Raw genomic sequence first — 25,443 nt, forward strand, 5'->3', positions numbered from 1 at the left:
CTTGGCTTATTCAGCAACAACATGAACACGAATCGTCGCTGTTACCTCATGATGTAATTTCACTGGCACATTCGTAAAGCCTAATGAACGAATCGGTTGCTTCAATTCAACTTTACGTTTGTCAATTTTTAATTGATATTGGGCATTTAAGGCATCTGTAATCTGTTTTGATGGAATAGAACCAAATAAACGGCCGTCTTCACCTGCTTTAGCTTTGATGGTTACGACTGTTTCTTCCTTTTCAATAAAAGCCTTTAATTCTTTTGCTTCTGCCAAGATTTCTGCTTCGTGCTTAGCTTGTGCCTTTTGTTTCCCTTTTAATTCAGCCATGTTTTCTTTGTTAGCTTCTTTTGCTAGCTGATTTTTGATTAGGTAGTTTTGTGCGTAACCAGTTGGTACTTCCTTTACTTCGCCTTTTTTACCTTTACCTTTCACATCTGCTAAAAAAATAACTTTCATCTTTATTCACTTCCCTAGCTTAATTCTAACTTCTCTACTTCATTAAATAGCATTTTACGAACTTTTTCAAGTGATTGGCCCTTTATTTTTGTGGCAGCATTCGTAAAATGACCGCCACCTTCTAAGGCTTCCATAATCTTTTGGACATTGACATTGCCCATACTTCGCGCACTGATTCCAATAATCTCTTCTGCTTGCTTGGTAATGACAAAGGCCGCTTCTACACCGACCATAGAAACCAAGGTATCCGCTGCTTTAGCGGTAGTCACTCGGCCATAGATTCGATCCTCTAAACCAATTGCACAAACGATTCTCGGTGCGATATATTGACTGGTACTGATTAATTGACTCATCTCTAAATAAGAATCCAAATCAGAGCTTAATAAATACTGAACCTGCGTGGCATCTGCACCTTGCGCTTTAAGGTAGCTTGCAATATCAAAGGTCCGTGAAGAACTTCTGAAGGTAAAGTTTTTCGTATCCACATACATCCCAGCTAACATCATCGTTGCAACAAATTTAGATAGCCGAATCTCGGCGTTGGTTTGATACTCTAGTAATTCGGCCACCAATTCTGAAGCAGAAGAGGCAGAAGCTTCGATATAATTTAATAACGGTTTATTCGGATATTCCTCTCCTCGACGATGATGATCAATCACAACAATTTTTTCAAAGGCATCGTATACCGCCTGTGAAATAGACATCGATGGTCGATGATAATCAACCATAACCAGTACACTCTTTTCATTAAGCATGGTCAAAGCTTCCTGATCAGAAATCAATAGACTCTCTAATTCAGGATATTGCTTTAATTCATTAATACAACGTTGCAATTCTGGAGTAATCTCCTCACGATTAAGGATAATCCAACATTTTTTATGAATCATTTTAGCCAAGCTAGCAATCCCAAAGCTTGCGCCAAAAGCATCCATATCTGGAAAACGATGTCCCATGATAAATATCTGATCATTTTCTTGCATGACACGCTTCAAAGCTGTACTCATCGCCTTAGAGCGGACTCTAGTTCGTTTAATCGTACCATCTGAATTGCCGCCGAAAAAGATTGGTTTGGAATCTAGCTGATCATCTTTTATTACCACCTGATCACCACCACGAATCAAAGCTAAATCTAAATTGTCCTGAGCAATTTCACCAATTAATTTTAACGAACCGTTCCCATAGGCAATACCCATACTCATCGTTAATAGTAACTCACGCTTATGTGCTTGATCTTTAAAGTTGCTTAAAATATCAAATTTTTGACTTTGCATCTTTTCGATATCTGCTTCACTCGCTACAAAAAAATGACGTTCTGCATTAATGCGCTTATAAAAAATTTGATGTTCACTCGCCCAATCAGAGATAATCGACGTAATCATCGTATTTAAATAAGAGCTTTCCTTATCATCAAGCTTATCAATTACATCATCATAATTATCGATGGAAATAATCCCAATTGCTGTCATAATTTTTTCCTCTATTACTTTTCCTTTAATTCCTAATTAGTCCCATTTTACCACAAAGCAAAAAAAATTGCATAAGCAGTTATGAAACATACTACAATCACTAGCATTTGACAACATCAACCTTTAACTTAAACAGCTTATAATCAAGCCAAAACTATCGCTTATTCAAATAAAATTAAGCTACTTACTTAAACAGTTAAACAGATGAAATTAACTAGAAATCCCCCGAATTTAATTATGTAAATCTTTATTATTGATTAGTCTTGCCCCAAGGAGATACTAGTATAATGTATTCTATCAGAGCTTATATACATAGACTAATCGATTTACCAAACCGCTTTGAGCCAAAAAAACACTCCAAAGCGCATTGCCTTGGAGTGTTTGCTTTATCATTAATCTTCGTTAACGAATGGAAGTAATCCCATAATACGTGCACGTTTGATAGCAACAGTTAATTTACGTTGGTTTTTAGCACCAGTACCTGTTACACGACGTGGCAAGATTTTTCCACGTTCTGAGATAAATCTCTTTAATAATTCAACATCTTTATAATCTACATGTTCAATGTGATTTGCTGCAAGAAAGTCAACTTTACGACGTTTACGTCCGCCTCTTCTTTGTTGTGCCATCCTATTTCCCTCCTCTATCAAAAAATTAATTAGAATGGTAAATCATCATCTGAAATGTCTACGCTCGAGCCACCAAATGGATTGGCGTTATTGTCTCGATCAAAGCTAGGCACTCCGCTAAATGGTTGAGATGAAGGTTGTTGATTAAAGCCAGGATTAAATGGTGCAGATTGATTCCCATCAAATGAAGCGCCATCGTGTGAGCGACGTTGCTCAGAAACAGCTTTTGATTCTAATAATTGGAAATTATCAGCAACTACTTCAGTTACATATACTCTCTGACCTTGTTGATTATCATATGATCTAGTTTGAATACGACCAGTCACACCAACCAAGCTACCTTTTCTAGCGTAATTTGCTAAGGTTTCAGCCGGTTTACGCCAAATCACACAATTGATAAAGTCAGTCTCTCTTTCACCACTTTGGCTCGTAAAATTACGATTCACAGCAAGTGAAAAAGTAGCGACTGCAATCCCATTAGCAGTATAGCGTAATTCTGGATCTCTTGTTAGTCTTCCAACTAATACAACATTATTAATCAAGGCTATTCATCTCCCATCGTTTTTGTTTCACGTGAAACTAATTATGCTTCTTCTTTAACAATCATGTGGCGAATGATGTCTTCGTTGATTTTAGCAAGACGATCAAATTCGCTAATAGCGCTAGCGCTTGATGGAGAAGATACTTTAACGATGTGATAGATTCCTTCGCGGAAACCGTTCATTTCATATGCGAAACGGCGTTTTTCCCAATCTTTAGATTCGATAACTTCAGCTCCGTTATCTTTTAAGATTGCATCGAAACGTTCGATTAAAGCAGTTTTTGCTTCTTCATCAATGTTTGGACGAATAATGTAAAGAATTTCATATTTCGTATTTTCCATTGATTATTTCACCTCCCTATGGACTTTGGCTCTTGTATCTTAGTCAAGAGCAGAGAGAGCAGTTTAGACTACTCACAATGATTTATTATACACAGATTTTCAAAGAATTGCAAAGGTTTTTCACGCATTTTTTTAATTACCTTGCTACTAGATAAATACGCAAAAGCTCCTTGAAATTTTATTTGATTAAAAGCTTTATTTTGTTTGATGCGTGAAAGTAAAAGTTGTCCAATGTTTTACTGATTCCCTTGCATTAATGAGACTACTTGGAAATAGCTCATGATGCGGGCTATCTGGGAAAAATTGCGTTTCTAAACAAATTCCCGCATGCTTTTGATACATACTCTCATCTTTGCCTGCTTCGTTTTCGATAAAATTTCCCGTATAAACTTGAACACCAGGTAGATCTGTAGTAACTGTTAGGATAATACCACTTTCGTCACCAATTAATTGAATCTCTCCTTCTGGCTCTAAGACAAAATTATGATCAATTCCTCCTGCAAATTGCAGTTGCGCATGATTTTGACTAAGTGCTTGCTTAACTTGTTTACTTTGAGTAAAGTCAAAGGGCGTATTGGTTACTGGCATCAATTCACCTGTTGGAATCAGCGTATCTTTTATGATTGGCGTAATTTTTTGTGCAGGAATTTGTAATTGGTGATTCTCAATTGTTCCGCTATTATGTCCATTTAAATTAAAATAAGCATGATTTGTTGGATTGAAAATGGTTGTGGCATCACTCAAGCCTTCATAGATAATCGAAAGGCGATTATCAATTAATTGGTAACACACCTTCATCACTAAATTACCTGGCAATCCTTGATCCAAATGCGGGCTTTCAAGAACAAAGGTAACCGCTGTTTTTTCCTGTTTTTCCACCTGCCAAATACGTTCATGAAATCCATGTAATCCACTGTGAAGGGTATTTTCGCCTTCGTTTGCTTCCAGACTATAGATTTTCCCTGCAATTTCTACCTCGGAGTGGGCAATTCGGTTCGCATTTCTACCAACAACTACACCAAAATATGTATTGGAGTTGCTTAAATAATCAGTAGCCTTTTCATAACCTAAGACAACATCTCTGAGCTTGCCATTAGCATCTTTTACCCAAAGACGATGAATAGCGCACCCTACATTCAAAAGCTCTAATTTCAAATATTCATTTTCGAGTAAATAAGTCTGTACTGCCATCGTTATTCTCCTTGATTTTCAATTATTTCTATTCGATCTACACTCAAGGTATCCACTCCTATAACTGATTGAAAATGGATTGTTTGTTTCCCTTGGTTCAATTTTATTTTTATTTGTACGGGCTGATAATATTGTGAAGGATAAATTTTAGCTATTTTTTCTTCCTGCTTAACTGAAAATTTGGCTTCTAAGATATTTTCTGGATCATCATAATTTTCCATTTTCACATAAGCCATCACGGTGTATTCTGCTGTCTTAGGTGCTTGAAAATGAAAAGTTAGTTGATCATTTGGATTTTCAAAACCAGTAATCACCTGATGGTTCAAAGCATAGTCATCATTGATTACAGATAATCCTTTAGTCTTTTCGGCCTGCGTTGCTGCTAAGGTAAAACGCGATAACTCTTGCGAACTCGGGCGAGAAATCAATTCATTATCTACAGTCGGTGAACTCAATTTAATTTTATTTCCTTGCCATTTCACTTGATTCATCCGAACAAGCCGATGCCAACCACTATGATCCCAGCGAGCAGTATGGTAGATAATCCAATCTTGCTTACCATCTTTTGTTGACACAATCGAGTGGTGTCCGGGTCCATATACTTCTGCATTACTTTTTAAAATGGGTGCCTTTGCTTTGCTCCATGATGCAGGATTTAGTAAATCAGCCTCTACTTTAGCCGTTAATTCTCCCAAACAATAATCATTGTCCCAACTCCCACTTGCTGAATAAATTAAATGAATAGTATCGTTTTTAATCGTTACTTGTGGCCCCTCATTGATGAATGGTTTTTGACGCATTTCCCATTCATACTCTGGGTGAGAAAGTTCAATTTTTTTATTTTCTACTTCTGTCGGTGAAATCATTGGACTAATATAAATATTTTGCGCAACATTTTCATAACCTTGCCAACCAGACCAGATAAAATAATTTTTATCTTTTACTGTTAAGATGGTGCCATCAATAGCAAATTTATCATCCATCCCTTTAATGGGCGTAAGTTGCCAATTGCCTTTATATGGGTCTTTAGAAGGATTGGTTAATGCATACATCCGATGCGTCTCATTGGCTTTATTAGCAGCAAAATAAACGACCCATCGCCCATCAAGATAATGAATTTCAGGAGCCCAAATACTTTCCAGTTCATCTGGTATTTTAAAAATTGTTTTCTGCTTACCAGTAAAAACGGTTTCTAATTGCTTGCTTCGCCAAAGTGTTACAGAATCTCCTGTAGTTTTAGTATAGTAATACCTACCTTTTTCGTAGCTTACCCAAGGATCAGCTCCGTTGTTATCAACAATATTGGTCATTTGCTTCGTCATAGTAAATTTTGCCGACTGATTAAATTGACAAGCCGCTATGCCTAAGACTAAACCACAAGTTAAAATTGCTCCTAACAACAGTTTCTTCTTCAATCTCCTTCCCTCCTTCAAATCATTAAAATAAAAGCCCTCTCAATGAAAATCACTATATATTGACTTTCTACTTTGAGAGGGGTAATTTTATTCGACTACTGGAATATGATACTGGTCATTGATTTCTTTAATTTTGCTTAAATCACATTTTGGTTGACGATCATACGTTAGCAAGCCGTTAATTTCTTGTTCAACATCAGTAATTTGTGTATAACAGTAGCCCCATAAACCTCGAGATTGATAAACAGCCTCCATGATACGTTGATAATCTGCAATAAATTCCATTTCATCATTTACCGAAGTATAACCCCAACCTGGTTGTCCTGAAACATCAAAGCCTATTCCACCAAATTCAGTAAGTAAAATTGGTTGATTTTGATATTCAAATCCTTCAGCAAAAATTGGCCAAGCAGTTGAATGATGATGTAGTAAATTTTCTCTAGTACTCAAGGTCTCAATAAAGTATTGATATTTGTTTACCTCTTCTTTTTGACCATGCATATAATTATGAATAGCACAAATATCTGTTTCTGTAGCTGCCCAACCATCGTTAGAAATAACTAAGCGCGTGGTATCTAAAGAATGGATGAAATGATACATTGCTTGAGAAAAATGCTGCTCTTGGCGATTAAAAGCAATTCGTGGGACACCCCAACTTTCGTTAATGGGTACCCATGTAACGATTGAAGGATGATTGTAATCACGATCTATGATTTCCATCCATTCTTTCATCGAACGTGTAATGGCATCTGTATTATAAATAGCTGGTGCGGCACATTCTCCCCATACAAGATAACCTAATTGATCAGCCCAATATAAAAAGCGTGGATCCTCTGTCTTTTGATGTTTTCGACAACCATTAAAACCCATTTCCTTTGCCAATCGAATATCTTTTACAAAAGCTTCATCATTCGGAGCCGTTAACAATCCTTCTGGCCAATACCCTTGATCTAACACTAGCTTTTGGTAATAAGGTTTATTATTAAGATAGACCATACCCTTAGCTGTATGAATTTTACGCATACCAAAATAAGAACTAACTTTATCAACTATTTGTTCGTTTTGATAAATTTGCAATTTTAAATCAAATAAATTAGGGTTTTCAGGTGTCCAGCTCCAGCCATCATGATGAAAATTCGTTCTAAAAATATGTTCTTGAATCAAATCTACTAAAAAGTCAACTTTCCCTTGTTGAAAAGATTGTTTTCCTTGTACAATTAATTCTTCTTTAAAATAAATCTGATAAGCTAACTGAATAGCAGCGACTAATTGACTTTGATTAATCTGTGCTTGAATTTGAACCTTCCCCTCATCAAAATGTGGCGTTAACCGCAATTTAGATAAATGAATCGCACTGACTTCTTCTAACCAAACGGTTTGCCAAATACCAGTAGAATTTGTGTACCAAATGCCTGCTGATTCTTCTTCCCAGAATTGTTTCCCTCGTGGAATGGACTCATCTTTTAATGGATCATATACGCGAACAGTTAGCTTTTGTTGAGTATCCACCACCTCTAAAAAGTCGGTGATATCACATTCAAAGGAAGTATGTCCACCAATATGGTTGCAGACATGTTGCCCATTTACATAAACATCAGCTTCATAATCTACTGCACCAAAATGTAAAAGATATCGTTTGTTTGGATTTTTTACTAATGAAAATTCTCTTTGATACCATACAACTGGATGTGATTTTCTTTGATGAATTCCACTTAATTTAGATTGATAAACAAAAGGAACTTCAATCTTTAAATCAAACAGCGATTTATTTTGATACCATTTTTCTTTTTGACCTATATTTTCATCATCAAAAGCAAATTGCCAGCTACCATTTAAATCTTCCCACTGATTTCTGACAAGCTGTGGTCTTGGATAACCTTTTTTTATCATTTATTTTCCCCCTAAAAATTTTATTTAATTCCACTTTGTAGTGACATTGATTCCATAAAGCTTTTTTGTGCGATTAAATATAGAATAAAGGTTGGAATCAAGGCTAATAAAGCGCCCGCAGTACCAATACCTGGATAAGTTAAATACTGACCTTGTAATAACTGTAAACCTGGTGTTATTGGCAATTTATCAATGTCGCTAATCACTATTGATGGCCATAGAAAATCATTCCATGAACCTGTAAAACTAAATAAGGCAACTACAGTTAAAACCGGACGAATCAACGGTAAGATGATGTAATAAAAAATTTGAAATTCGTTAGCTCCATCAACCACTGCGGATTCATCTAACTCTTTTGGTATCCCCAAAATAAATTGGCGAACAAGAAAAATATTGTATACTCCAGCTGCCCCTGGTACAATTACCGCTAAAAAAGTATTCGTCCAGCCTAGAGTATCGACAATTTTAAAATTAGGAATCAAATTCATTACACTTGGAAACATCATTGTTCCTAAAAGAATACTAAATAACAGATCCCGTCCTTTAAAAGTCAAACGCGTATAACCATAGGCTGCAAAAGAAACGATAAATAACACTAAAACAGTATGTGACAATGAAATAATCAAAGAATTAATGAACCATGATAATACTGGAGAGGAATCATTGCCAAAAAGTAATTTTGTGTAGTTTTCTATAGTCCAATGTTTAGGAAATAGACTAAAACCAACTTTTTGAATTTCTATATCAGACTTAAAAGAAGTTAACACTGCCCAGACTAATGGAAAAATCCAAACGAGACAGACAATTGCTAAAATAATAAATGCGATAATTTTTCCCACTCGATTCTGCTTCATTCTTTTTTCCTCCTATTTTTCTAGTCTACGCATAACCACAAATTGAATAACCGAAACAACCATGATAGCAAGTCCTAACAGAATTGCCATTGCAGAAGAAATACCTGCATAAGAATCACTGCTACCAAAAGCATTTTCTTGAATATACATCATTAACACCCGAGTAGAATTATTTGGTCCACCTTGTGTTAACATTAGTGGTTGTCCATAAATATTGAACTGTGCAATTGTCGTCATAACCGTTGTAAAAATCAATTGATTCTTAATGCTAGGCAACACAATTTTGAAAAATTTCACAATAGCATTAGCACCATCTAAATCAGCGGCTTCTAATTGCTCTTTTGCCACCCCATTTAAGGCTGCTACATAGATAATTAAATTTCCTCCTGAAGTCCACCAAATTGTTACTAATACTAATAAAATCCAGGCCCAAGGTTGTGTTCCGGCAAAATTAATATCTATACCAAACAAGGCTCTAATTGGACCAAATGAACGACTCTGTAAGAAGCTCCAAATAATCATGACTGCTGAAATTGCAAATAAAGTCGGTAAATATAAAACAGATTGAAAAGTACGACTAAATTTTGGCTTTGCATGTAATCCAACTGCCAATAATAATGGAATAATGATACAGCCTGGAACTGAGAATAAGACAAAAAGTAAGGTATTTTTCATCCCATTCATAAACTGCGTATGATAAATTGAACTTTTATCAAATAAAATCGTTTTATAATTATCTAATCCAGTAAAAACCGGACTATTATATAAATCCCAATGTGTAAAGGATACATAAATTCCAATAATAGCAGGTGCTAAGAAAAAGATTAAAAACAACAACATATGCGGGCCAATAAATAAAGCTGGCCACAGATTAAATTTCGTTTTCGACTTCATTATTCTTTCCCCCTTTTATAATTAACAAACTTAAAGAATCATTGATAAAAAATAATCCCCATTCTTTTAAAAAAAGAGGCTGCAGATAGATTTTGCAGCCTCTTTACCTTCAAATTTAATACTTATTGCATTTTTTGGTCTACAATTTGTTGAATTTCCCCAAAGGTATCTTTAATGTCTGCTTTACCTGTAATCATATCCCATGAACGTTTATCATATTCTGAAAAGACATAAGATAATCCGTCTTGAGTATTAATTGCAAGTGAATCTTGACCCTTTTGTGTTTTTATCAAGAAAGATTGAGGCATCTTAGCATATTCTTCATTATCTAACATCGCTAAAGCAGTTGGATTTGCACCTGATTTGATCCATTCCAATTGATTCGATTGTAACCATGTTAAGAAATCAACCATACCTTTTTGTTTATCTTCAGAACGTTTTGTTTTTGTCTTAAACATTGCAAATTGGTCAACCCCTGATCCTTGAACAATGTGATTTGCATCCCACTGTGGTGTGAACGTTTCTCCCCACTTGAAATCAGTAATCTTTTGCATATTACTTAACATCCATGTTCCTTCTGGTAAGAAAATTAATTTTTGATTTACAAATAGCTTATTAGCGTCTTCACCGTCTGGAACCATATAACCAGCATCAAATAATTTTTTAAATTCACCAACTGCTTTGTATGAGTAATCATTATTAATGTTTAGCTTTTTATCTGTTAACCATTCTCCACCCATCTGTAAATAAAGATTTGAATAGTTTTGCATTCCCCAAGTATATCCATAGCTATAAATACCATCTGCCTTGGCTTTAGCACCCGCTGCTTCAATTTCTTCATAAGTAACAACACCATCATCCGTTGCTCCTGGTGCATATTTGTCCACTAAGTCTTGGTTATAATACATAACCCATGAACCCATTGTTGCCGGAATACCATATTGTTTTTTATCCACTTGACCGGTTTCCCAAGCTGCTTTTACATACTTGTCTTCATTTAAGTCTGTTCCTTTAATTAAGCTATCCCAGTTTTCAAGCATGCCTTTTTTCTGATAACTAGGTAAAGCTTCAGAAGCTACTAAAGCTAAATCAGGAACCCCTTTACCTGTCTTACCGGCCGTTGTTAATTTGGAATTAAACGTATCTGCTTGCATACTGACAATTTTCACTTTGTAAGTTTGTTTTGTTGCATTGTAATTGTCGATGGTCTTTTTAATTTTTTCACCATCAGGACCTGTTGTAGAAGACCAAAGCAAAATTTCTTTAGATTCTTTAGCGCTATCCGTTGATTTACCACAAGCTGCTAAGAAACTTGCACATACTAACATTGTTCCCAATAATTTGACAGATTTTGAGATTTTCATAATTTAGCCTCCATATTCATTTTACATTCTAGTAAAATGTATTTCATTTTAATTTGATAAGTCGTTTTATATTTTTGGATAATGTTTATTGACTTATCGCTTGCACATTAAAATTAACACACCGAGAAAGCGTTGTCAACATGATTTTTTACATGTTTTTAGAATTGTTCATTTTAAAAAAATGTAAAATAATAATCTGCAACCTACTTAACTTTTCACAAATTTCATTTTACGATATTGAAAAATAATAAAATTTAAGTTATACTAATTAACAATAAACGTTAAGAAAGGTTAGATGATTATGGATTTAGCTTTAGATAAGACTTCTTTACCTGTATATGAAGCATTAGCCAACGAAACCCGATTAGAAATTTTAAACATTATCGGCAAGAATCAACGAAGCATTTCTGATATCGCTGAGGAATTAAATATTTCAAATGCGGTAATGACTAAACATATAAAAATATTGGAAAAAGCCCAGTTAATCGTCATTGAACATGGAATTGGTGAAGAATGGCGAAAAAAATACATCCGTTTAAAAGTCGACCAAATTCAAATACAATTTCCCGAAAAAATATTTCCAGATTTATCATTGCAATCTGTTAAAGTGAAAATTGGACATTTTGTTGACTTTCATGCTGAGCCTTCTTGTGGCATGGCAACAACGCAACAAATCATTGGCTCATTAGATGAACCTAAATCTTTTTTAGATCAAGATAGAGTCAATGCTAGTATCATTTGGCTAAACAATGGTTTTTTGGAATATAAAATTCCTAATCCTTTTAGTCATCAAGAACGTGTCGAAATGTTAGATATTTCTTTAGAATTAGCTTCTGAGTTTCCAATTTCTAATAATTATTGGCCCAGTGATATTGATTTTTATTTGAATAATGTCAAAATTGGTTCTTATACTGTTCCTGGGAATTTTTCTGATGTTCGCGGAAAATATACACCAGAATGGTGGAATGATGCTTTTAGTCAATATGGTTTATTAAAACATATTCGAATCAATCGCTATGATACTTCTATCGACGGACAAAAAGTTTCGAATTGTAACTTAAATGAAGTCGCCATCGATCACTTAGATTTTATTACTTTTAAAATTGCAGTTGATAAACAAGCAAAAAATGCTGGTGGCCTGACTGTTTTTGGTGAACAATGGGGCAATCATCCGCAAGATATTTTCTTCAATTTTTACACGGCTCATTCTTCATAAAAAAATACCGACAAAATTTGAATGGCGTACCCAAATTTTGTCGGTATTTCATTATTTGATTTCAAATTCCAGCGTTACAGGATTATGATCTGAATATTGGAAATGATAATCCCAAACTTTTAGCTGATTGACTTTAATCTCTTCTGACACGATAAAACCATCGACCAAATTGACATAGCTATCTTTGGTAAAAGGACGATCATTCGCGCGAACGGAAGGAATTTTGGCTGCAACAATATCCTGATTCACTAAGGTAAATCCAGCAGGAAGGGCGGCTTTTGGAAAAGCGTGTGTCCAGGTGAGCTGTTCTTGTTTCGTGCCAAATCGCTTAGGCGTATTGCCCAATAAATCATGATTATAATCACCACCAACAATGACTGCATAGCCTCTTTGTTGATAAAGCTGCATATATTTGGTTAATTTTTTGATCTGAGCGGCTTGAATCGTCGGGTCTTTCGTAAAAGCTGATAGATGTACATTGATCAGTGCTAGTTTTTTCGGCTGAGTAGCCAATACTGTCACGGTAAATGCTCGATCCAAGTCCGTAAATTTACTCAAATCAGTAGCAATCGGCAGTGAATAACGTCTGCTTTGTTCCATTGTAGCCTTACTTAAAGTCAACAATCCTGATTTGGCACTACCGATGGGCTGCGTAAAAGGATAAAATAAATAAGCTGAATCATAGTTCAAGGCAAAGCTATAATTGTAATTTGCAAAAGCTTGCGTTACCTTTTGTACTTCATTTATCTGATAGGAACGTGTCGCTAACTGATCAATTTCTTGTAGGAGAATAAAATCAGCTTGCGTTTGCTGCAATTGTTCGATAATCCCTGCTAGATTATACTGCACATTTGCTTTACTAAATCCACGCGCATACTTGCCACCATCCATAAAAAAGCTATAATTTTGTGGATTGGCTGCATAACCAATATTAAAAGTGGTAATCCGATAGCTTTGATTATGATTAGCTGACTGAGTGGTTTGCTCAATTTTAGCCTTTTCGATTGCTATCTTTTGGTCATCGGCAATACGCTGATAGCTCAAAAATAAATAACATATATAAGAAACTAATATAGCGAGTAGGATAACAAATATAAAGACGATACTCCGATAAATTTTTTTCTTCATTTTTTCCTCTTTTCCATTGTCAAATAATAGCTTTCTTCGATTAACGGGATTAATTCTTCTAAAGTAATTGCTGTTAGATGGATGCTGAGCCAATAGTTTTTATTCATGTGGTAGGCTGGATAATAGCCAGGCTGCAAGCGTAAAAGTTCAATTAATTCCGGGTTTAATTTAACATTTAGGATTGGCCAAGTTTCTTGCTTGTCTATATTAAACACGCTTGGGTAAACCTCCATATAAAGGGCATACCATTTCTTATTTTTTAAATGTCTAAAAACGGCATACTCCGGATGTTTTTTGAATAAATACTCCGGCTTGGTTGAAAAACGTTGGTCAAGCCAAGTAAATAGGGCTGTCTTATCCATTTCCTTTCCCACTTTCTATATAAGTCTACTTGCTCATTCTACACAAAAATACCAACCTTTTCTAAACTCAATTTTAGAAAAGGTTGATATTCTCTTACCTATGTTTCACGTGAAACAAAATTATTCTGCTGCATTTTCGCCGGTTGTTTCTGTAACTTCTTCGTCTTCTTCCGGCTCAACCGTTGCCATAGTCACTACTTTGGTATCCTCTTCCATCTTCATCAGACGAACGCCAAGTGTAGCACGTCCGGTTTGTGAGACAGAATCGACATTAAAGCGGATAATCACTCCTTTATCGGTAATGACTAAAATATCCTCACTACCATCGACGGTTGTTAAGCCTGCCAATGGGCCATTTTTCTCGGTGATATTCGCTGTTTTAATTCCTTTACCACCACGGCCCTTAATTGGATATTCGCTAGCGGCTGTTCGTTTACCATAGCCATTTTCAGTAATCACTAGGACTTCTTGATTTTCTTTCATGACTGCACTGCCGACAACATAGTCATCCTCACGCAGCTTAATACCTCGTACACCGGCAGCTGTTCGACCCATATCACGAACCTGAGTTTCAGCAAAGGTTACGGAATAACCATCATGGGTACCGATAATAATCGTATCTTCGCCATGTGTTTCTAAAATATTTACTAATTCATCACCATCTTTTAGACCGATAGCAATTAAACCGTTACTACGAATATTGGCAAAAGCAGTAACCTCTGTTCGTTTCACCACACCATATTTTGTCGTAAAGAATAGATATTTGCCTTCTTCTGGTGTTGATGAAACTGGGATAATCGCTTGAATTTTCTCATTAGAATCAATGCCTAATAGGTTAATGACCGGAATTCCCTTGGCTGTTCGACCATATTCTGGAATTTCATAGCCTTTTGCTTTATAAACTTTCCCTTGATTGGTGAAGAATAATAAAGTGTCGTGCGTTGAACTAGAAACTAGGGTTTTGACAAAGTCTTCATCATGGACACCCATTCCTTGAACCCCACGGCCTCCTCGACGTTGCGCACGGAATTCACTCTTAGCCACTCGTTTGATATAACCGTTATTCGTTAAAGTGAGAACGACTTCTTCTTCTTCAATCAAGTCTTCATCTTCTAAGCTTAAAACTTCACCCACTAGTAGCTCAGTTCTGCGGTCATCGCCAAAGCGACTACCAATTTCACCTAATTCTGTTCGGATAATTTCCACTACTCGTTCAGGCTTAGCTAAAATATCAGCTAAATCAGCGATAAAAGCCAATAATTCTTGATATTCATTTTCGATTTTTTCACGTTCCAAACCGGTCAATCGACGTAAACGCATATCCAAAATGGCTTGTGCCTGACGGTCTGATAAAGCAAAACGTTCAATCATCGTCGCTTTCGCCTCATCATCAGAATTAGAGCTACGAATAATATGGATAATTTCATCAATATGATCTAAAGCAATACGCAAACCTTCTAAAATATGCGCGCGTGCTTCAGCTTTTTTCTTATCAAATTCCGTTCGTCTAGTGATGACTTCTTTTTGGAATTCAATATAATCAATTAAGATTCGTTTTAAGCCTAGGATTTTAGGAATTCCTTTTTCAATCGCTAGCATATTGATTCCAAATGATGATTGCAAAGCTGTTAGCTTATAAAGATTATTTAAGATAACAGATGCACTCACATCTCTACGTACATCAATAACAATTCGCATACCTTCACGGCTAGATTCATCGCGTAAATCGGTAATTCCTTCAATTCGTTTGTCTCGATGCAATTCCGAGATTCTTTCGATTAACTTAGCCTTATTCACCATATAAGGGAGTTCAGTAACCAAAATACGTTCCTTACCGTTTGCAAGTTGTGTAATCTCTACCTTACCGCGAACCGTAATCGAACCTTTCCCCGTTTCATAAGCCCGACGAATCCCAGATTTTCCCATCACTAAGCCACCGGTTGGAAAATCTGGACCTGGCAAGACCTCCATTAGTTCACTAGTGGTTACTTCTGGATTATCCATCACTAGATTGATGGCCGCAATAACTTCGCGTAAATTATGTGGAGGAATATTGGTAGCCATCCCAACGGCAATCCCAGTCGTTCCGTTCACCAATAGATTTGGAAAACGTGAAGGTAAAACAACGGGTTCGGTTTCAGAATCATCATAGTTTCCTTGAAAATCAACGGTATTTTTATTAATATCTCGAATCATTTCCAAGGCAAGCTTACTCATTCTCGCTTCAGTATAACGCATCGCCGCCGCACTATCGCCATCGACTGAGCCGAAGTTTCCGTGACCATCCACCAACATATTGCGGTAGCTAAATGGTTGCGCCATCCGTACCATGGATTCATAAATCGCACTGTCCCCATGTGGATGGTATTTACCCATAACATCCCCAACGATACGTGCGGATTTTTTGTGGGGTTTATCTGGCGTTACTCCTAGTTCATTCATACCGTAAAGGATTCGACGGTGAACAGGCTTTAAGCCATCACGTACATCAGGCAAAGCCCGAGATACAATTACACTCATGGCATAATCAATAAAAGAGGTTTTCATCTCACTGGCTAGATTGACGTCATGAATATTTTTTCTTTGGTCTTCCATTACAAGTTTCTCCTCCTATCGATTATTAAATATCTAGATTCTTCACATAATGGGCATTTTCTTCGATGAAGGCGCGACGTGGTTCCACCTTATCCCCCATTAACATTTCAAAAATTTGGTCAGCCTCAATCGCATCCTCTACGCTAACTCGTAGCATCAAGCGATTTTCAGGATTCATCGTTGTTTCCCATAATTGATGATCATCCATTTCCCCTAGACCTTTATAACGTTGGACACTAGGCTTAGGTGTTTGTGGTAGACTATCAATCACTTTTTGTAAATTCGCTTCAGCATCCTTACCAGGTTGCACATAAGTGATATTTTTGCCTTGTTTTACCCCATATAAAGGTGGCTGAGCGATATAGACATAACCCGCTTCAACAACTGGACGCATGTAACGATAAAAGAGCGTTAATAAAAGCGTACGAATATGGGCCCCATCGACATCGGCATCGGTCATAATTACTAATTTATGGTAACGAGCCTTGCTGACATCAAAATCTTCACCAAAACCTGTTCCCATCGCTGTAAAGAGTGAGCGGATTTCTTCATTCGCTAAAATCTTATCCATGCTGGCTTTTTCTACGTTTAAGATTTTCCCACGGATTGGCAAGATTGCTTGGAATTCACGATTACGTCCTTGCTTAGCAGAACCACCGGCTGAATCCCCTTCGACAATGAATAATTCGCATTGCTCTGGATCATTGCTTGAGCAGTCCGCTAGCTTACCAGGTAAATTACTAATTTCCAATGCACCCTTACGACGAGTCATTTCACGTGCACGTTTGGCTGCTAGACGTGCCTTAGAAGCAAGCATCCCTTTTTCAACAATCTGTTTACCTACTGTTGGGTTTTCCATCAAGAATTTTAACAAATGCTCTGAAAATAAGCGATCCGTTACCGCACGAACCTCAGAGTTACCTAATTTAGTTTTGGTTTGACCTTCAAATTGTGGATCCGGATGCTTAACAGAAATAACTGCCGTAATCCCTTCACGTACATCTTCACCGGTTAGATTTTCATCATTTTCTTTCATCAATTTTTGCTTACGGGCATAATCATTAATCACACGCGTTAAAGCTGTCTTAAAGCCAGACTCGTGTGTTCCCCCTTCATAGGTATGAATATTATTAGCAAAGCTCAATAAATTGCTATGATAACCATCTGTATATTGTAAAGAAACCTCAACGGTAATATCTTGTTGTTCGCCTTCTAAATAGATTGGTTCTTCAAAAAGAACCGTTTTATTTTGATTCAGATAATCAACATAGCTCTTAATACCACCTTCAAAGTAATATTCACGCTTGATTGATTCTTCTGGTCGTGTATCTTCAATTGAGATATGTAACCCACGATTTAAAAAGGCTAGCTCACGAATACGTGTGGCTAATTTGTCAAAGTTATATTCTGTGGTTTCCGTAAAAATTTCTGGATCTGGTACAAAGTGAACCGTTGTCCCATGACGATCAGTATCGCCGATTACTTTTAAGTCAGCGACCACTTGACCACGGCGGTATTCTTGGAAATACACTTTACCATCTTTATAGACTTTCACATCTAGGCTCGTTGATAACGCATTAACAACCGAAGAACCCACCCCGTGTAGTCCACCAGAAACCTTATAACCGCCACCGCCAAACTTACCCCCGGCGTGTAAAACAGTAAATACCGTTTCTACGGCTGGTCGGCCTGTTTTTTCTTGGATATCTACCGGAATTCCTCGGCCATCATCAATCACTGTAATGCTATTATCTTTTTCAACAATTACTTGGATATTCGTCGCAAAGCCCGCTAAAGCCTCGTCAATCGAATTATCGACAATTTCCCATACAAGGTGATGTAAACCTTCCGAGCTGGTTGAACCGATATACATCCCTGGACGCTTTCTTACCGCTTCAAGTCCTTCTAAAACTTGAATCTGACTCGCATCATATTGCTTAGCTAATTCGGCTAAGTTTTTTTCTTCTTCAGTCATGCCTTACGCTCCTTTAATAATTTTTCCTTGATCGACATAGTAGATTTCAGGCTCTACTGTCATTTTATTTTTTAAATGTTCTAAAGTTGTAGTCGTTAAAAAAGTTTGGACCTTATTTTCAATCGCTTCTAACAAATGCATCTGGCGCACATCATCTAATTCGCTCATCACATCATCTAATAACAAAATCGGATATTCACCCGTTTCTTCGTGCATCAAATCAATTTCCGCCAGCTTAACACTTAAAGCCGTTGTTCGTTGCTGACCTTGTGAGCCAAAATTCTGAACATTTTTTTCATTGATAAAAAAAGCCAAATCATCCCGATGTGGACCGACTAAAGTCATTTGACGATATTTTTCTTTATCCTTCACCTTAGCTAGTGCTTGTTGATACTTTTCCTGAATGATTGCCAAATCATCCGTACCTTCAAAGTCCACGGTTGAGCTATAGTGAATCGTGAGTGTTTCTTTAGATTGACTAATTTTTTGATGCAGTTGATTGGCCCAATTTTCTAAACGCTGCGCAAATCTTTGCCGCGTCAATAAAACCTTACTGCCAGCTTCAACTAACTGCTCAGTTAAAATACTTAAATACAGTTCATCCGTCGCCTTTTGCTCAGCCATTTGTTTTAAATATTGATTACGCTGCTTTAAAATTTTTTGATACTGCTGCAAATCATACAGATAAACGGCATTCATTTGGCCGATTTCCATATCTAAAAATTTTCGGCGTAACTGTGGACTGCCTTTGACCAAAGAGAGATCCTCTGGCGCAAATAAAATAACGTTTAATTGACCGATATAGCTACTCAATTTCTTTTGTTCGATATGATTAACCTTTGTTTTACGACCTTTTTTGGTCAAAAATAATTCTAATGGAATCTGCTGATGACCTCTTTTTACCTCACCAGCTACATAAGCCTCGGTACAATCCCAGTGAATCAATTCCTGTTCATTGGTCGTTCGGTGACTTCTAGTCATCGCTAAAGCAAAGATGCTTTCTAAAATATTGGTTTTTCCTTGGGCGTTATTACCAAGAAAAATAACTAATTTTTTAGAAAAATCCAAGCTAAGCTCGGTATAATTACGGAACTGCTTTAATTGCAAATTAGTCAGCAGCATCCGTTTTAGCCCCTTTAGCAGCCATGAAAAAAGTACCTTCTCCAGGTACTTCAAGCATCATGCCAGCATATAATTTACGACCACGGCGATTTTCTAACTCACCATCAACATAAACTGGATTTTCAGCTAAATACCATTTGGCTTGACCGCCACTTGAAATAATATTGGCCTCTTTTAATACTTGACCAAGTGTCATATATTCAGTTTCTAAGAAAATTTTTTGTTTCATTTTCATCCTCAATTCTCTTTAGGGCATATAGGTATATTATACCTTTTTTAAAGTAAGAAAACAAATGAATATCTATTTTTTAATGGTTATTTTTCGATTTCAGCAATTTTAATTCTTTTAAGGTTTTTTGATACTTTCTCACCAACTCTGCTTAAAAATAAAATTAGACCTACTTTCGCTAAAGAAAGCTTTTCTGAAAAAAAGAAAAAAAGCAAGTCTGCTCCAACATTCCATTAGAAAAACTGAATAATAAAAAGCTCCGAATGTTCAACAATAATTTTATCAAAATTACGCTGAACATTCAGAGCTTTAGTTTTATGCATTAGACAATTTTAGGCGCATCGACTTAGCCTAACGATTAATATCCAACTAACAATATTAATCAAAAAACTGAGCTACTTATAGCTGACCAGTCGCATCACATCCTTGGAGCAATCTGTGCCTAACGACTAGCTACTCGGAAAATTTGCCTCGTCGTTTGAAAAAATTTTAAAATCATTCATTTTCAAACGGCGAGTAACACTCAAATTTTCTCGTAGCTGTGCGAGTCGTTAGACATCCTTTAAATAATCTGTGTTCAGTAGCTAGACATGCCGAAAATTCGCCTCTCCAATGAGAAATCCCTACATCATTCTGATTCCTTCATTGGAGAGTAGCACTCGAATTTTCTCATGTCTGAGCAAGCTACTTCACATCCTTTAAACAATCTGTGCTCTGCGACTAGCCTCTCGGCGTATAAGCCAGCACGTCTAGGAAAGTCTTTTAATTTGTTTAACTTTCCTGCCGCGCTGGAAAGCTTATCCGCTCGCGACTGACCAGTCGCATCACATCCTTAATATTAATAATTTGTATAGTGCGACTGATAGGATAATGCCCATTCCTGAGATGAGCAGGACGATAAGATTGCTTGGATTTAATATAAAACCAAAGACAATTGAGCCAATTGGCATAAATAAAATTGCAATAGTAAAAATAACTGAATATACTCGACCGATATATTCACTAGCGACATTTTTTTGAACAATTGTAAAAAATTGAATATTAAACAGAGTCAAAAATCCACCCATCAAAGCAAATGGAATCAGTGATAAATAAGCATTTTTTAGTATTGCATCTTGAAGTGGTAATAGAACAATTGAAAAGCCACATAAAACAAGGAATAATAACATTTTATTTTGAGAAACTTCCTTTTTTTCTTTAGAAAACTTAGTATTAATCGCTGAAAAAAGAATCGCTCCAACTGATTCTGCGATTAAGGCTACCCCAAAGAAATTGCTGATCTCTTTAGCAAAATAATTATTCAGATAAGGCATACTTAAGTTATAGCCACTTAAGAAAAAGTTGACCAATGTTGAAATCAGTAATAAATACATAATTGTTTTATGCTTGAGCATATACTTTAAGCCTTCAGCAATTTGCTGAAAGATAGACTCTTTTGCTTGTTTAGCTGTTGGCGGCAATTGAATAACAATTTTGCTCGAAATAAATGCTGAAAATAAAAACGTTACTGCATTAAATAAGTACGAAATTTTCAAACCAAATAACTGCCAAACGACTACACCGATACTTGGCGAGATAATCGAAAAAATTTCTTTAACGAGTGTGAAGCGTGAAAAATGGGTTTCGATATAATCTTCGGTGATACTTTCTTTGATCATCGCATTATAACTTGGGCTGTTGTACGTGGACAAAATAGCTAATAAAATATTGCCAATCAGCATCGCCAAATATAAATAAGGCGTGTCTAAAAATAAAAAACCAATCAAACAAGTCAAACCACTTAATAGGTCGGTAACAATTAAGATTTTCTTGCGATTCACTTTATCCGCAAAAGCCCCAGCAAACAGATTAAAAATAATGCCTATCAGCGTTTCTGAAGACTGGTACAAAGACATCAGCATCGGTTTACGCGCAAAAATTGAAACCAAAATCATCTTATTTGCGTAATCAAATACTGCATTGCCAACCCTTGAAGTGATATTCGATAACATAATCCGATTAGAATTTTGAATATCTATTTTTTTATTCTCCATTTTTCACTACCCTCTCACATTTTTAATTTTCAAAAGAATAACATGTTTTATCATTTAAGACAAGTAGCAAATGAAAAATGATTTGGTTTAAGAAGCAACATCACATCTTTAAACAAAAAACCAACTATCCCATTATTATCAGGATAGCTGGTTCATTGATTGTTTTGATTCCAAATAAGTGAGCTTTCGAGTCACATCACATCCTTGGAGTAATCTGTGTTCAGTAGCTAGACATGCTGAAAATTCGCCTCTCCAATGAGAAATCCCTACATCATTCTGATTTCTTCATTGGAGAGTAGCACTCGAATTTTCTCATTTCTGAGCAAGCTACTTCACATCCTTGGGTTTAATTGGTTCTAACTGGTGTGATTAGTTGGATAAAGCCGCCATTGCCTTCAGTTGGTTCTAAGGTAAATGGTCTAACAGCTGAGATAAAGTGAATTACAATGTTGGTATCCCCAAATGCTCGTAAAGCTTGGCGCATGTAATCTGGATTAAAGGAAATTTCGATTGGCTCGCCTTCTACTTTTTCATAGTTTAATTTTTCTTCAACTTTACCAATTTCTGGTGAACGTCCATATAAAACAACGCCAGCTTCGGTAATTGATAGACGAACGATATTGTAACGACCTTCATTTGATAATAATGAAGCACGTTCAACAGCTTGTAAAAATTGTGGGACGCTAAATTCAATTGAAGTTTCAAAATTAGTTGGAATTAAGCGACGTGTATCTGGATAATTTCCTTCTAACAAGCGTGAATAGAATTTCATTGTTGCTGTCGTAAATAATACTTGGTTATCCATAATCGCAATTTCAACAAATTCTTCATTTTCCGATAAAGCACGAGATAATTCCACCAAACTTTTACCTGGAATAACGATGTCAAATTGTTGTCCTTGACTTTCTAAAGGAATGATTCTTTGGCTTAAACGATGTGAGTCCGTTGCAACAGCCAATAGCTGATCATTTTCCAAAATGAAATGTACCCCTGTTAAAATTGGTCGATTTTCTTGTTGAGAAACCGCAAATACTGTTTCACTAATTAATTGATTAAATAATGGAACAGATAAACGCAATGGTGATTGACTGTTTACTTCTGGTAATTGTGGATATTCACTCGCACTTAAGCCATTAACGATAAAGTTGGCTTTACCAGATGTAATAGAAACTTGGTTAGCTTCTAAAACTTCAATGGTAACTTCATTTTCTGGTAAGCGCCGGATAATTTCCCCAAAAAAACGGGCTTGTAAAACAATTGAGCCAGTTTGTTCGATTTGCATTTGCGCTTTTTCATTTTCTTTGCTTAGAAAGGTTTCAATGGAGACATCGGCATCACTACCGGTCAAATACATACCCTCGGGGGTTAATTCCATCTTGACACCAGTTAGGATAGGCATGGTAGATTTACCAGGAATTGCTCGTTGAACGGTTTGCAATTCTTGCATAAATATACTGCGATTTAAAGTGACTTTCATTTTGAGATAATCCTCTTTTCTATTCTCTTTAATTAAGTAAATAAAATTAGTAGTAGTAGTAGAGCTGTTAGTATTGTGGATAACTAACGCCTAAACTAGATAAGATAAGGTTTTCCACTTGTGGAAAAGTTGTGGATATCTTTTTTCTTTTTGCTAAGGTTGTCCACACTAGCCTTGAAGCAGATTTTTGATTTCTGAAACTTCATTTTGTAAGGTCGTATTGACAGCGAGTAGCTGTTGAATTTTTTCGTGAGCGTGAATCACTGTTGTATGATCCTTCCCACCAAATTCAGCACCAATTTTTGGTAAGGAACTATCCGTTAATTCTCTAGCTAGATACATAGCAATTTGTCGAGGTACGACAATACTTTTTACCCGTTTCTTCCCTTTTAAGTCTTTTACTTGTATATGGTAGAATTTTGCCACCTGTTCTTGAATTTCTTTGATGGTTACTTGGGCTAATGGTTGGCTATTTTTCAATGCTTTTAATGCTTCTGCCGCTAAACTAGTTGTAATATCAACGTTTTGCATAGTTGCAAAGGCTTGAACACGGACCAATGCGCCTTCAAGCTCACGGATATTAGAATCGATTTGACCAGCGATGTAGCTTAAAGTATCATCTGGAATTTCTAGATTTTCTGCTTCAGCTTTTTTGCGTAAAATAGCCGTTCTTGTTTCTAAATCAGGTGGGGTAATATCAACTGACAGTCCCCAAGCAAAGCGTGAAACCAAACGTTCCGGTAAGGTTGGAATTTCGTTAGGTAGACGGTCACTTGTGAGGACAATCTGTTTATTGTTGCGATAGAGCTCTTCAAATGTATTGAAAAATTCCTCTTGTGTCCCTTCTCGATTCACTAAAAATTGAATATCATCGACTAACAAAAGGTCAACTGTGCGATATTCATTACGAAAATCTTCCATTCTATTCTTTTGAATTGAATTGATGAAATCATTGGTAAAGTTTTCGCTACTTACATATTTAATTTTTGCATTTGGCCGTTCACTTAAAATTTGATGACCAATCGCGTGCATCAAGTGAGTTTTCCCTAAACCAACACCACCATAGAAAAAGAGTGGATTATAAATGGTTCCAGGATCATCTGCGACCACTAAAGCAGCGGCATGGGCCATTTGATTTCCCTTACCAATGACAAACGTATCAAAGGTATATTTAGGATTTAACATATTTTTATCGGTTTTGGCCGCTTCCGTTTTTTCTTGTGCTTTTGGTTTAGGCGCAGGTGCTTCTTTTTGATTAGCTGCCTGTTCATCTGGCGTAGTAAATACCGGAATAACGTCAGTTTCATAGAGCATATAACCAACTTCAACGATTTTGGCCGCTAAATTTTTAGTCCAAAAGGTAATATGTAGTTGACTAGGTAATTCAATGAGTAATTGATAATTCTTAAATGAGATGGGACGGGCACTTTCAATCCAAGTTCGATAGCTTAAAGCCCCAAGTTCTGTTTTGTAAGTTTTTAGCAGCTCCTGCCAAAATTCTTCAAGTGAGGGCATGCTCCCGATCCTCCTAAAAATAGAATAATTGTGAATAAGTATAATGTACCATGTAAACAAAAAGTTTTCCACAATAACTAGATTAAAAATTTTTCACAAAATTGTAAAATTGTGTAAAACTTTATCGACAATAAGGATAATTATTTATCCACAAACGATGAAATTCTGTGGATATCGGCTTTTTAAAATCATTTTTCCACAGAAGGTAGGTGAAGGTTATAATGCTTTATATCAAGGAATTGAATACTTTTATCCACAACTTTAAAAACGTATGTGGATAAATCTATACACACCTGTTTTTATGTGGATAACCTGTTTACAAGGATGTGGATGCTCGTTTTGTGGAAAACTCTTTTTACACAAAAAATTCGACAAATTTTTTAGCAATTGTGGAAAAGTTGGCTAGAAAAACTTGTTTTTTACTACTGATATTCGTAAAATAGCAGTTGACAAAAGCTATAGGTACTCGTTATACTTAAAAGGTATGTCGTAAGTAAAAAATTAGTTCTCTATTTTGGAGGTGGAATAAATGAAAAGAACTTATCAACCAAATAAACGTAAACGTCAAAAAGTTCACGGATTCCGTAAACGTATGAGTACAAAAAATGGACGTCGTGTATTAGCTAACCGTCGTCGTAAAGGCAGAAAAGTATTAGCTGCTTAAGCCACTGAAAGTCAGTGGTCTTTTTTTTATCCTTTTTTGCGATAAATGGATGAAGATTAGGTAACAGATATGGTATTATGAA

Annotated in this window: 22 protein-coding genes; 2 read left to right on the top strand and 20 right to left on the bottom strand. The window is 36.1% G+C overall.

Annotated elements, in window-relative coordinates; all coding sequences use genetic code 11:
- Positions 1 to 6 precede the first annotated feature (6 nt).
- The 11 genes from rplI to RK02_RS10040 form a co-directional block, all read right to left on the bottom strand.
- The gene (rplI, locus tag RK02_RS09990) at positions 7 to 459 is read right to left on the bottom strand and encodes a 50S ribosomal protein L9 (RefSeq protein ID WP_016184124.1); all 453 of its coding nucleotides are present in this window, start codon (positions 457 to 459) and stop codon (positions 7 to 9) included.
- A 14-nt stretch (positions 460 to 473) separates the two neighbouring features.
- A complete protein-coding gene (locus RK02_RS09995; protein WP_016184125.1) occupies positions 474 to 1,925 on the bottom strand; it encodes a GGDEF domain-containing protein in 1,452 nt (483 codons plus the stop codon).
- Between the two features lie 392 nt (positions 1,926 to 2,317).
- Positions 2,318 to 2,554, bottom strand: coding sequence for a 30S ribosomal protein S18 (gene rpsR / locus RK02_RS10000; protein WP_016184126.1), 237 nt, complete (start codon positions 2,552 to 2,554; stop codon positions 2,318 to 2,320).
- A 29-nt stretch (positions 2,555 to 2,583) separates the two neighbouring features.
- A complete protein-coding gene (gene ssb / locus RK02_RS10005) occupies positions 2,584 to 3,096 on the bottom strand; it encodes a single-stranded DNA-binding protein (protein WP_016184127.1) in 513 nt (170 codons plus the stop codon).
- 41 nt (positions 3,097 to 3,137) lie between these two features.
- Positions 3,138 to 3,437 carry a 30S ribosomal protein S6 gene (gene rpsF, locus RK02_RS10010; RefSeq protein ID WP_016184128.1) on the bottom strand — a complete coding sequence of 100 codons (300 nt, stop codon included), beginning with the start codon at positions 3,435 to 3,437 and terminating at the stop codon, positions 3,138 to 3,140.
- Between the two features lie 195 nt (positions 3,438 to 3,632).
- Complete coding sequence (locus RK02_RS10015; protein WP_016184129.1) at positions 3,633 to 4,628, bottom strand: aldose epimerase family protein; 996 nt, start codon at positions 4,626 to 4,628, stop codon at positions 3,633 to 3,635.
- 2 nt (positions 4,629 to 4,630) lie between these two features.
- A complete protein-coding gene (locus tag RK02_RS10020) occupies positions 4,631 to 6,043 on the bottom strand; it encodes a glycoside hydrolase family 43 protein (protein ID WP_016184130.1) in 1,413 nt (470 codons plus the stop codon).
- A gap of 87 nt (positions 6,044 to 6,130) precedes the next feature.
- Positions 6,131 to 7,933, bottom strand: a complete 1,803-nt coding sequence (locus tag RK02_RS10025) for a glycoside hydrolase family 2 protein (RefSeq protein WP_016184131.1) — start codon at positions 7,931 to 7,933, stop codon at positions 6,131 to 6,133.
- Between the two features lie 20 nt (positions 7,934 to 7,953).
- A complete protein-coding gene (locus RK02_RS10030) occupies positions 7,954 to 8,787 on the bottom strand; it encodes a carbohydrate ABC transporter permease (RefSeq protein WP_016184132.1) in 834 nt (277 codons plus the stop codon).
- A gap of 12 nt (positions 8,788 to 8,799) precedes the next feature.
- Positions 8,800 to 9,681 (bottom strand): carbohydrate ABC transporter permease, encoded by an 882-nt coding sequence (locus tag RK02_RS10035; protein WP_016184133.1) that lies wholly within the window; start codon positions 9,679 to 9,681, stop codon positions 8,800 to 8,802.
- 122 nt (positions 9,682 to 9,803) lie between these two features.
- A complete protein-coding gene (locus tag RK02_RS10040) occupies positions 9,804 to 11,045 on the bottom strand; it encodes an ABC transporter substrate-binding protein (RefSeq protein ID WP_016184134.1) in 1,242 nt (413 codons plus the stop codon).
- A gap of 301 nt (positions 11,046 to 11,346) precedes the next feature.
- Between RK02_RS10040 and RK02_RS10045 the strand changes: the two genes are divergently transcribed.
- Entirely contained in the window at positions 11,347 to 12,261 is a 915-nt protein-coding gene (locus RK02_RS10045; protein WP_016184135.1) for an ArsR/SmtB family transcription factor, read from the top strand.
- Positions 12,262 to 12,312: 51 nt separating this feature from the next.
- Here RK02_RS10045 and RK02_RS10050 read toward each other — a convergent pair whose 3' ends face one another.
- From RK02_RS10050 to dnaA, 9 genes are all read right to left on the bottom strand, one after another.
- The gene (locus RK02_RS10050; RefSeq protein ID WP_016184136.1) at positions 12,313 to 13,389 is read right to left on the bottom strand and encodes an endonuclease/exonuclease/phosphatase family protein; all 1,077 of its coding nucleotides are present in this window, start codon (positions 13,387 to 13,389) and stop codon (positions 12,313 to 12,315) included.
- Positions 13,386 to 13,751: an MmcQ/YjbR family DNA-binding protein gene (locus RK02_RS10055; RefSeq protein ID WP_016184137.1), complete on the bottom strand. Its 366-nt coding sequence runs from the start codon at positions 13,749 to 13,751 to the stop codon at positions 13,386 to 13,388. The genes RK02_RS10050 and RK02_RS10055 overlap by 4 nt, the downstream gene beginning before the upstream one ends.
- 120 nt (positions 13,752 to 13,871) lie before the next feature.
- Positions 13,872 to 16,346, bottom strand: a complete 2,475-nt coding sequence (gene gyrA, locus RK02_RS10060; protein WP_016184138.1) for a DNA gyrase subunit A — start codon at positions 16,344 to 16,346, stop codon at positions 13,872 to 13,874.
- 25 nt (positions 16,347 to 16,371) lie between these two features.
- Entirely contained in the window at positions 16,372 to 18,321 is a 1,950-nt protein-coding gene (gene gyrB, locus RK02_RS10065; RefSeq protein WP_016184139.1) for a DNA topoisomerase (ATP-hydrolyzing) subunit B, read from the bottom strand.
- Between the two features lie 3 nt (positions 18,322 to 18,324).
- Entirely contained in the window at positions 18,325 to 19,443 is a 1,119-nt protein-coding gene (gene recF, locus RK02_RS10070) for a DNA replication/repair protein RecF (protein WP_016184140.1), read from the bottom strand.
- Positions 19,430 to 19,672 carry a S4 domain-containing protein YaaA gene (gene yaaA / locus RK02_RS10075; protein ID WP_016184141.1) on the bottom strand — a complete coding sequence of 81 codons (243 nt, stop codon included), beginning with the start codon at positions 19,670 to 19,672 and terminating at the stop codon, positions 19,430 to 19,432. Before yaaA ends, recF begins: the two co-directional genes overlap by 14 nt.
- Before the next feature lie 824 nt (positions 19,673 to 20,496).
- Positions 20,497 to 21,705: an MFS transporter gene (locus RK02_RS10080; protein ID WP_016184142.1), complete on the bottom strand. Its 1,209-nt coding sequence runs from the start codon at positions 21,703 to 21,705 to the stop codon at positions 20,497 to 20,499.
- 346 nt (positions 21,706 to 22,051) lie between these two features.
- Positions 22,052 to 23,182, bottom strand: a complete 1,131-nt coding sequence (gene dnaN, locus RK02_RS10085; RefSeq protein WP_016184143.1) for a DNA polymerase III subunit beta — start codon at positions 23,180 to 23,182, stop codon at positions 22,052 to 22,054.
- 168 nt (positions 23,183 to 23,350) lie between these two features.
- A complete protein-coding gene (gene dnaA / locus RK02_RS10090) occupies positions 23,351 to 24,697 on the bottom strand; it encodes a chromosomal replication initiator protein DnaA (protein ID WP_016184144.1) in 1,347 nt (448 codons plus the stop codon).
- Between the two features lie 529 nt (positions 24,698 to 25,226).
- Here dnaA and rpmH point away from each other — a divergent pair.
- Positions 25,227 to 25,361, top strand: a complete 135-nt coding sequence (rpmH, locus tag RK02_RS10095) for a 50S ribosomal protein L34 (protein ID WP_016184145.1) — start codon at positions 25,227 to 25,229, stop codon at positions 25,359 to 25,361.
- The last annotated feature ends 82 nt before the right edge of the window (positions 25,362 to 25,443 follow it).

The organism is Enterococcus columbae DSM 7374 = ATCC 51263 (genome assembly GCF_000406925.1).
Classification (GTDB): Bacteria; Bacillota; Bacilli; order Lactobacillales; family Enterococcaceae; genus Enterococcus_E; species Enterococcus_E columbae.

Coding starts and splice junctions, on each gene's coding strand:
- rplI (WP_016184124.1), bottom strand. CDS start 459: ATGAAAGTTATTTTTTTAGCAGATGTGAAAGGTAAAGGTAAAAAAGGC.
- RK02_RS09995 (WP_016184125.1), bottom strand. CDS start 1,925: ATGACAGCAATTGGGATTATTTCCATCGATAATTATGATGATGTAATT.
- rpsR (WP_016184126.1), bottom strand. CDS start 2,554: ATGGCACAACAAAGAAGAGGCGGACGTAAACGTCGTAAAGTTGACTTT.
- rpsF (WP_016184128.1), bottom strand. CDS start 3,437: ATGGAAAATACGAAATATGAAATTCTTTACATTATTCGTCCAAACATT.
- RK02_RS10015 (WP_016184129.1), bottom strand. CDS start 4,628: ATGGCAGTACAGACTTATTTACTCGAAAATGAATATTTGAAATTAGAG.
- RK02_RS10025 (WP_016184131.1), bottom strand. CDS start 7,933: ATGATAAAAAAAGGTTATCCAAGACCACAGCTTGTCAGAAATCAGTGG.
- RK02_RS10030 (WP_016184132.1), bottom strand. CDS start 8,787: ATGAAGCAGAATCGAGTGGGAAAAATTATCGCATTTATTATTTTAGCA.
- RK02_RS10035 (WP_016184133.1), bottom strand. CDS start 9,681: ATGAAGTCGAAAACGAAATTTAATCTGTGGCCAGCTTTATTTATTGGC.
- RK02_RS10040 (WP_016184134.1), bottom strand. CDS start 11,045: ATGAAAATCTCAAAATCTGTCAAATTATTGGGAACAATGTTAGTATGT.
- RK02_RS10045 (WP_016184135.1), top strand. CDS start 11,347: ATGGATTTAGCTTTAGATAAGACTTCTTTACCTGTATATGAAGCATTA.
- RK02_RS10050 (WP_016184136.1), bottom strand. CDS start 13,389: ATGAAGAAAAAAATTTATCGGAGTATCGTCTTTATATTTGTTATCCTA.
- RK02_RS10055 (WP_016184137.1), bottom strand. CDS start 13,751: ATGGATAAGACAGCCCTATTTACTTGGCTTGACCAACGTTTTTCAACC.
- gyrA (WP_016184138.1), bottom strand. CDS start 16,346: ATGGAAGACCAAAGAAAAAATATTCATGACGTCAATCTAGCCAGTGAG.
- gyrB (WP_016184139.1), bottom strand. CDS start 18,321: ATGACTGAAGAAGAAAAAAACTTAGCCGAATTAGCTAAGCAATATGAT.
- recF (WP_016184140.1), bottom strand. CDS start 19,443: ATGCTGCTGACTAATTTGCAATTAAAGCAGTTCCGTAATTATACCGAG.
- yaaA (WP_016184141.1), bottom strand. CDS start 19,672: ATGAAACAAAAAATTTTCTTAGAAACTGAATATATGACACTTGGTCAA.
- RK02_RS10080 (WP_016184142.1), bottom strand. CDS start 21,705: ATGGAGAATAAAAAAATAGATATTCAAAATTCTAATCGGATTATGTTA.
- dnaN (WP_016184143.1), bottom strand. CDS start 23,182: ATGAAAGTCACTTTAAATCGCAGTATATTTATGCAAGAATTGCAAACC.
- dnaA (WP_016184144.1), bottom strand. CDS start 24,697: ATGCCCTCACTTGAAGAATTTTGGCAGGAGCTGCTAAAAACTTACAAA.
- rpmH (WP_016184145.1), top strand. CDS start 25,227: ATGAAAAGAACTTATCAACCAAATAAACGTAAACGTCAAAAAGTTCAC.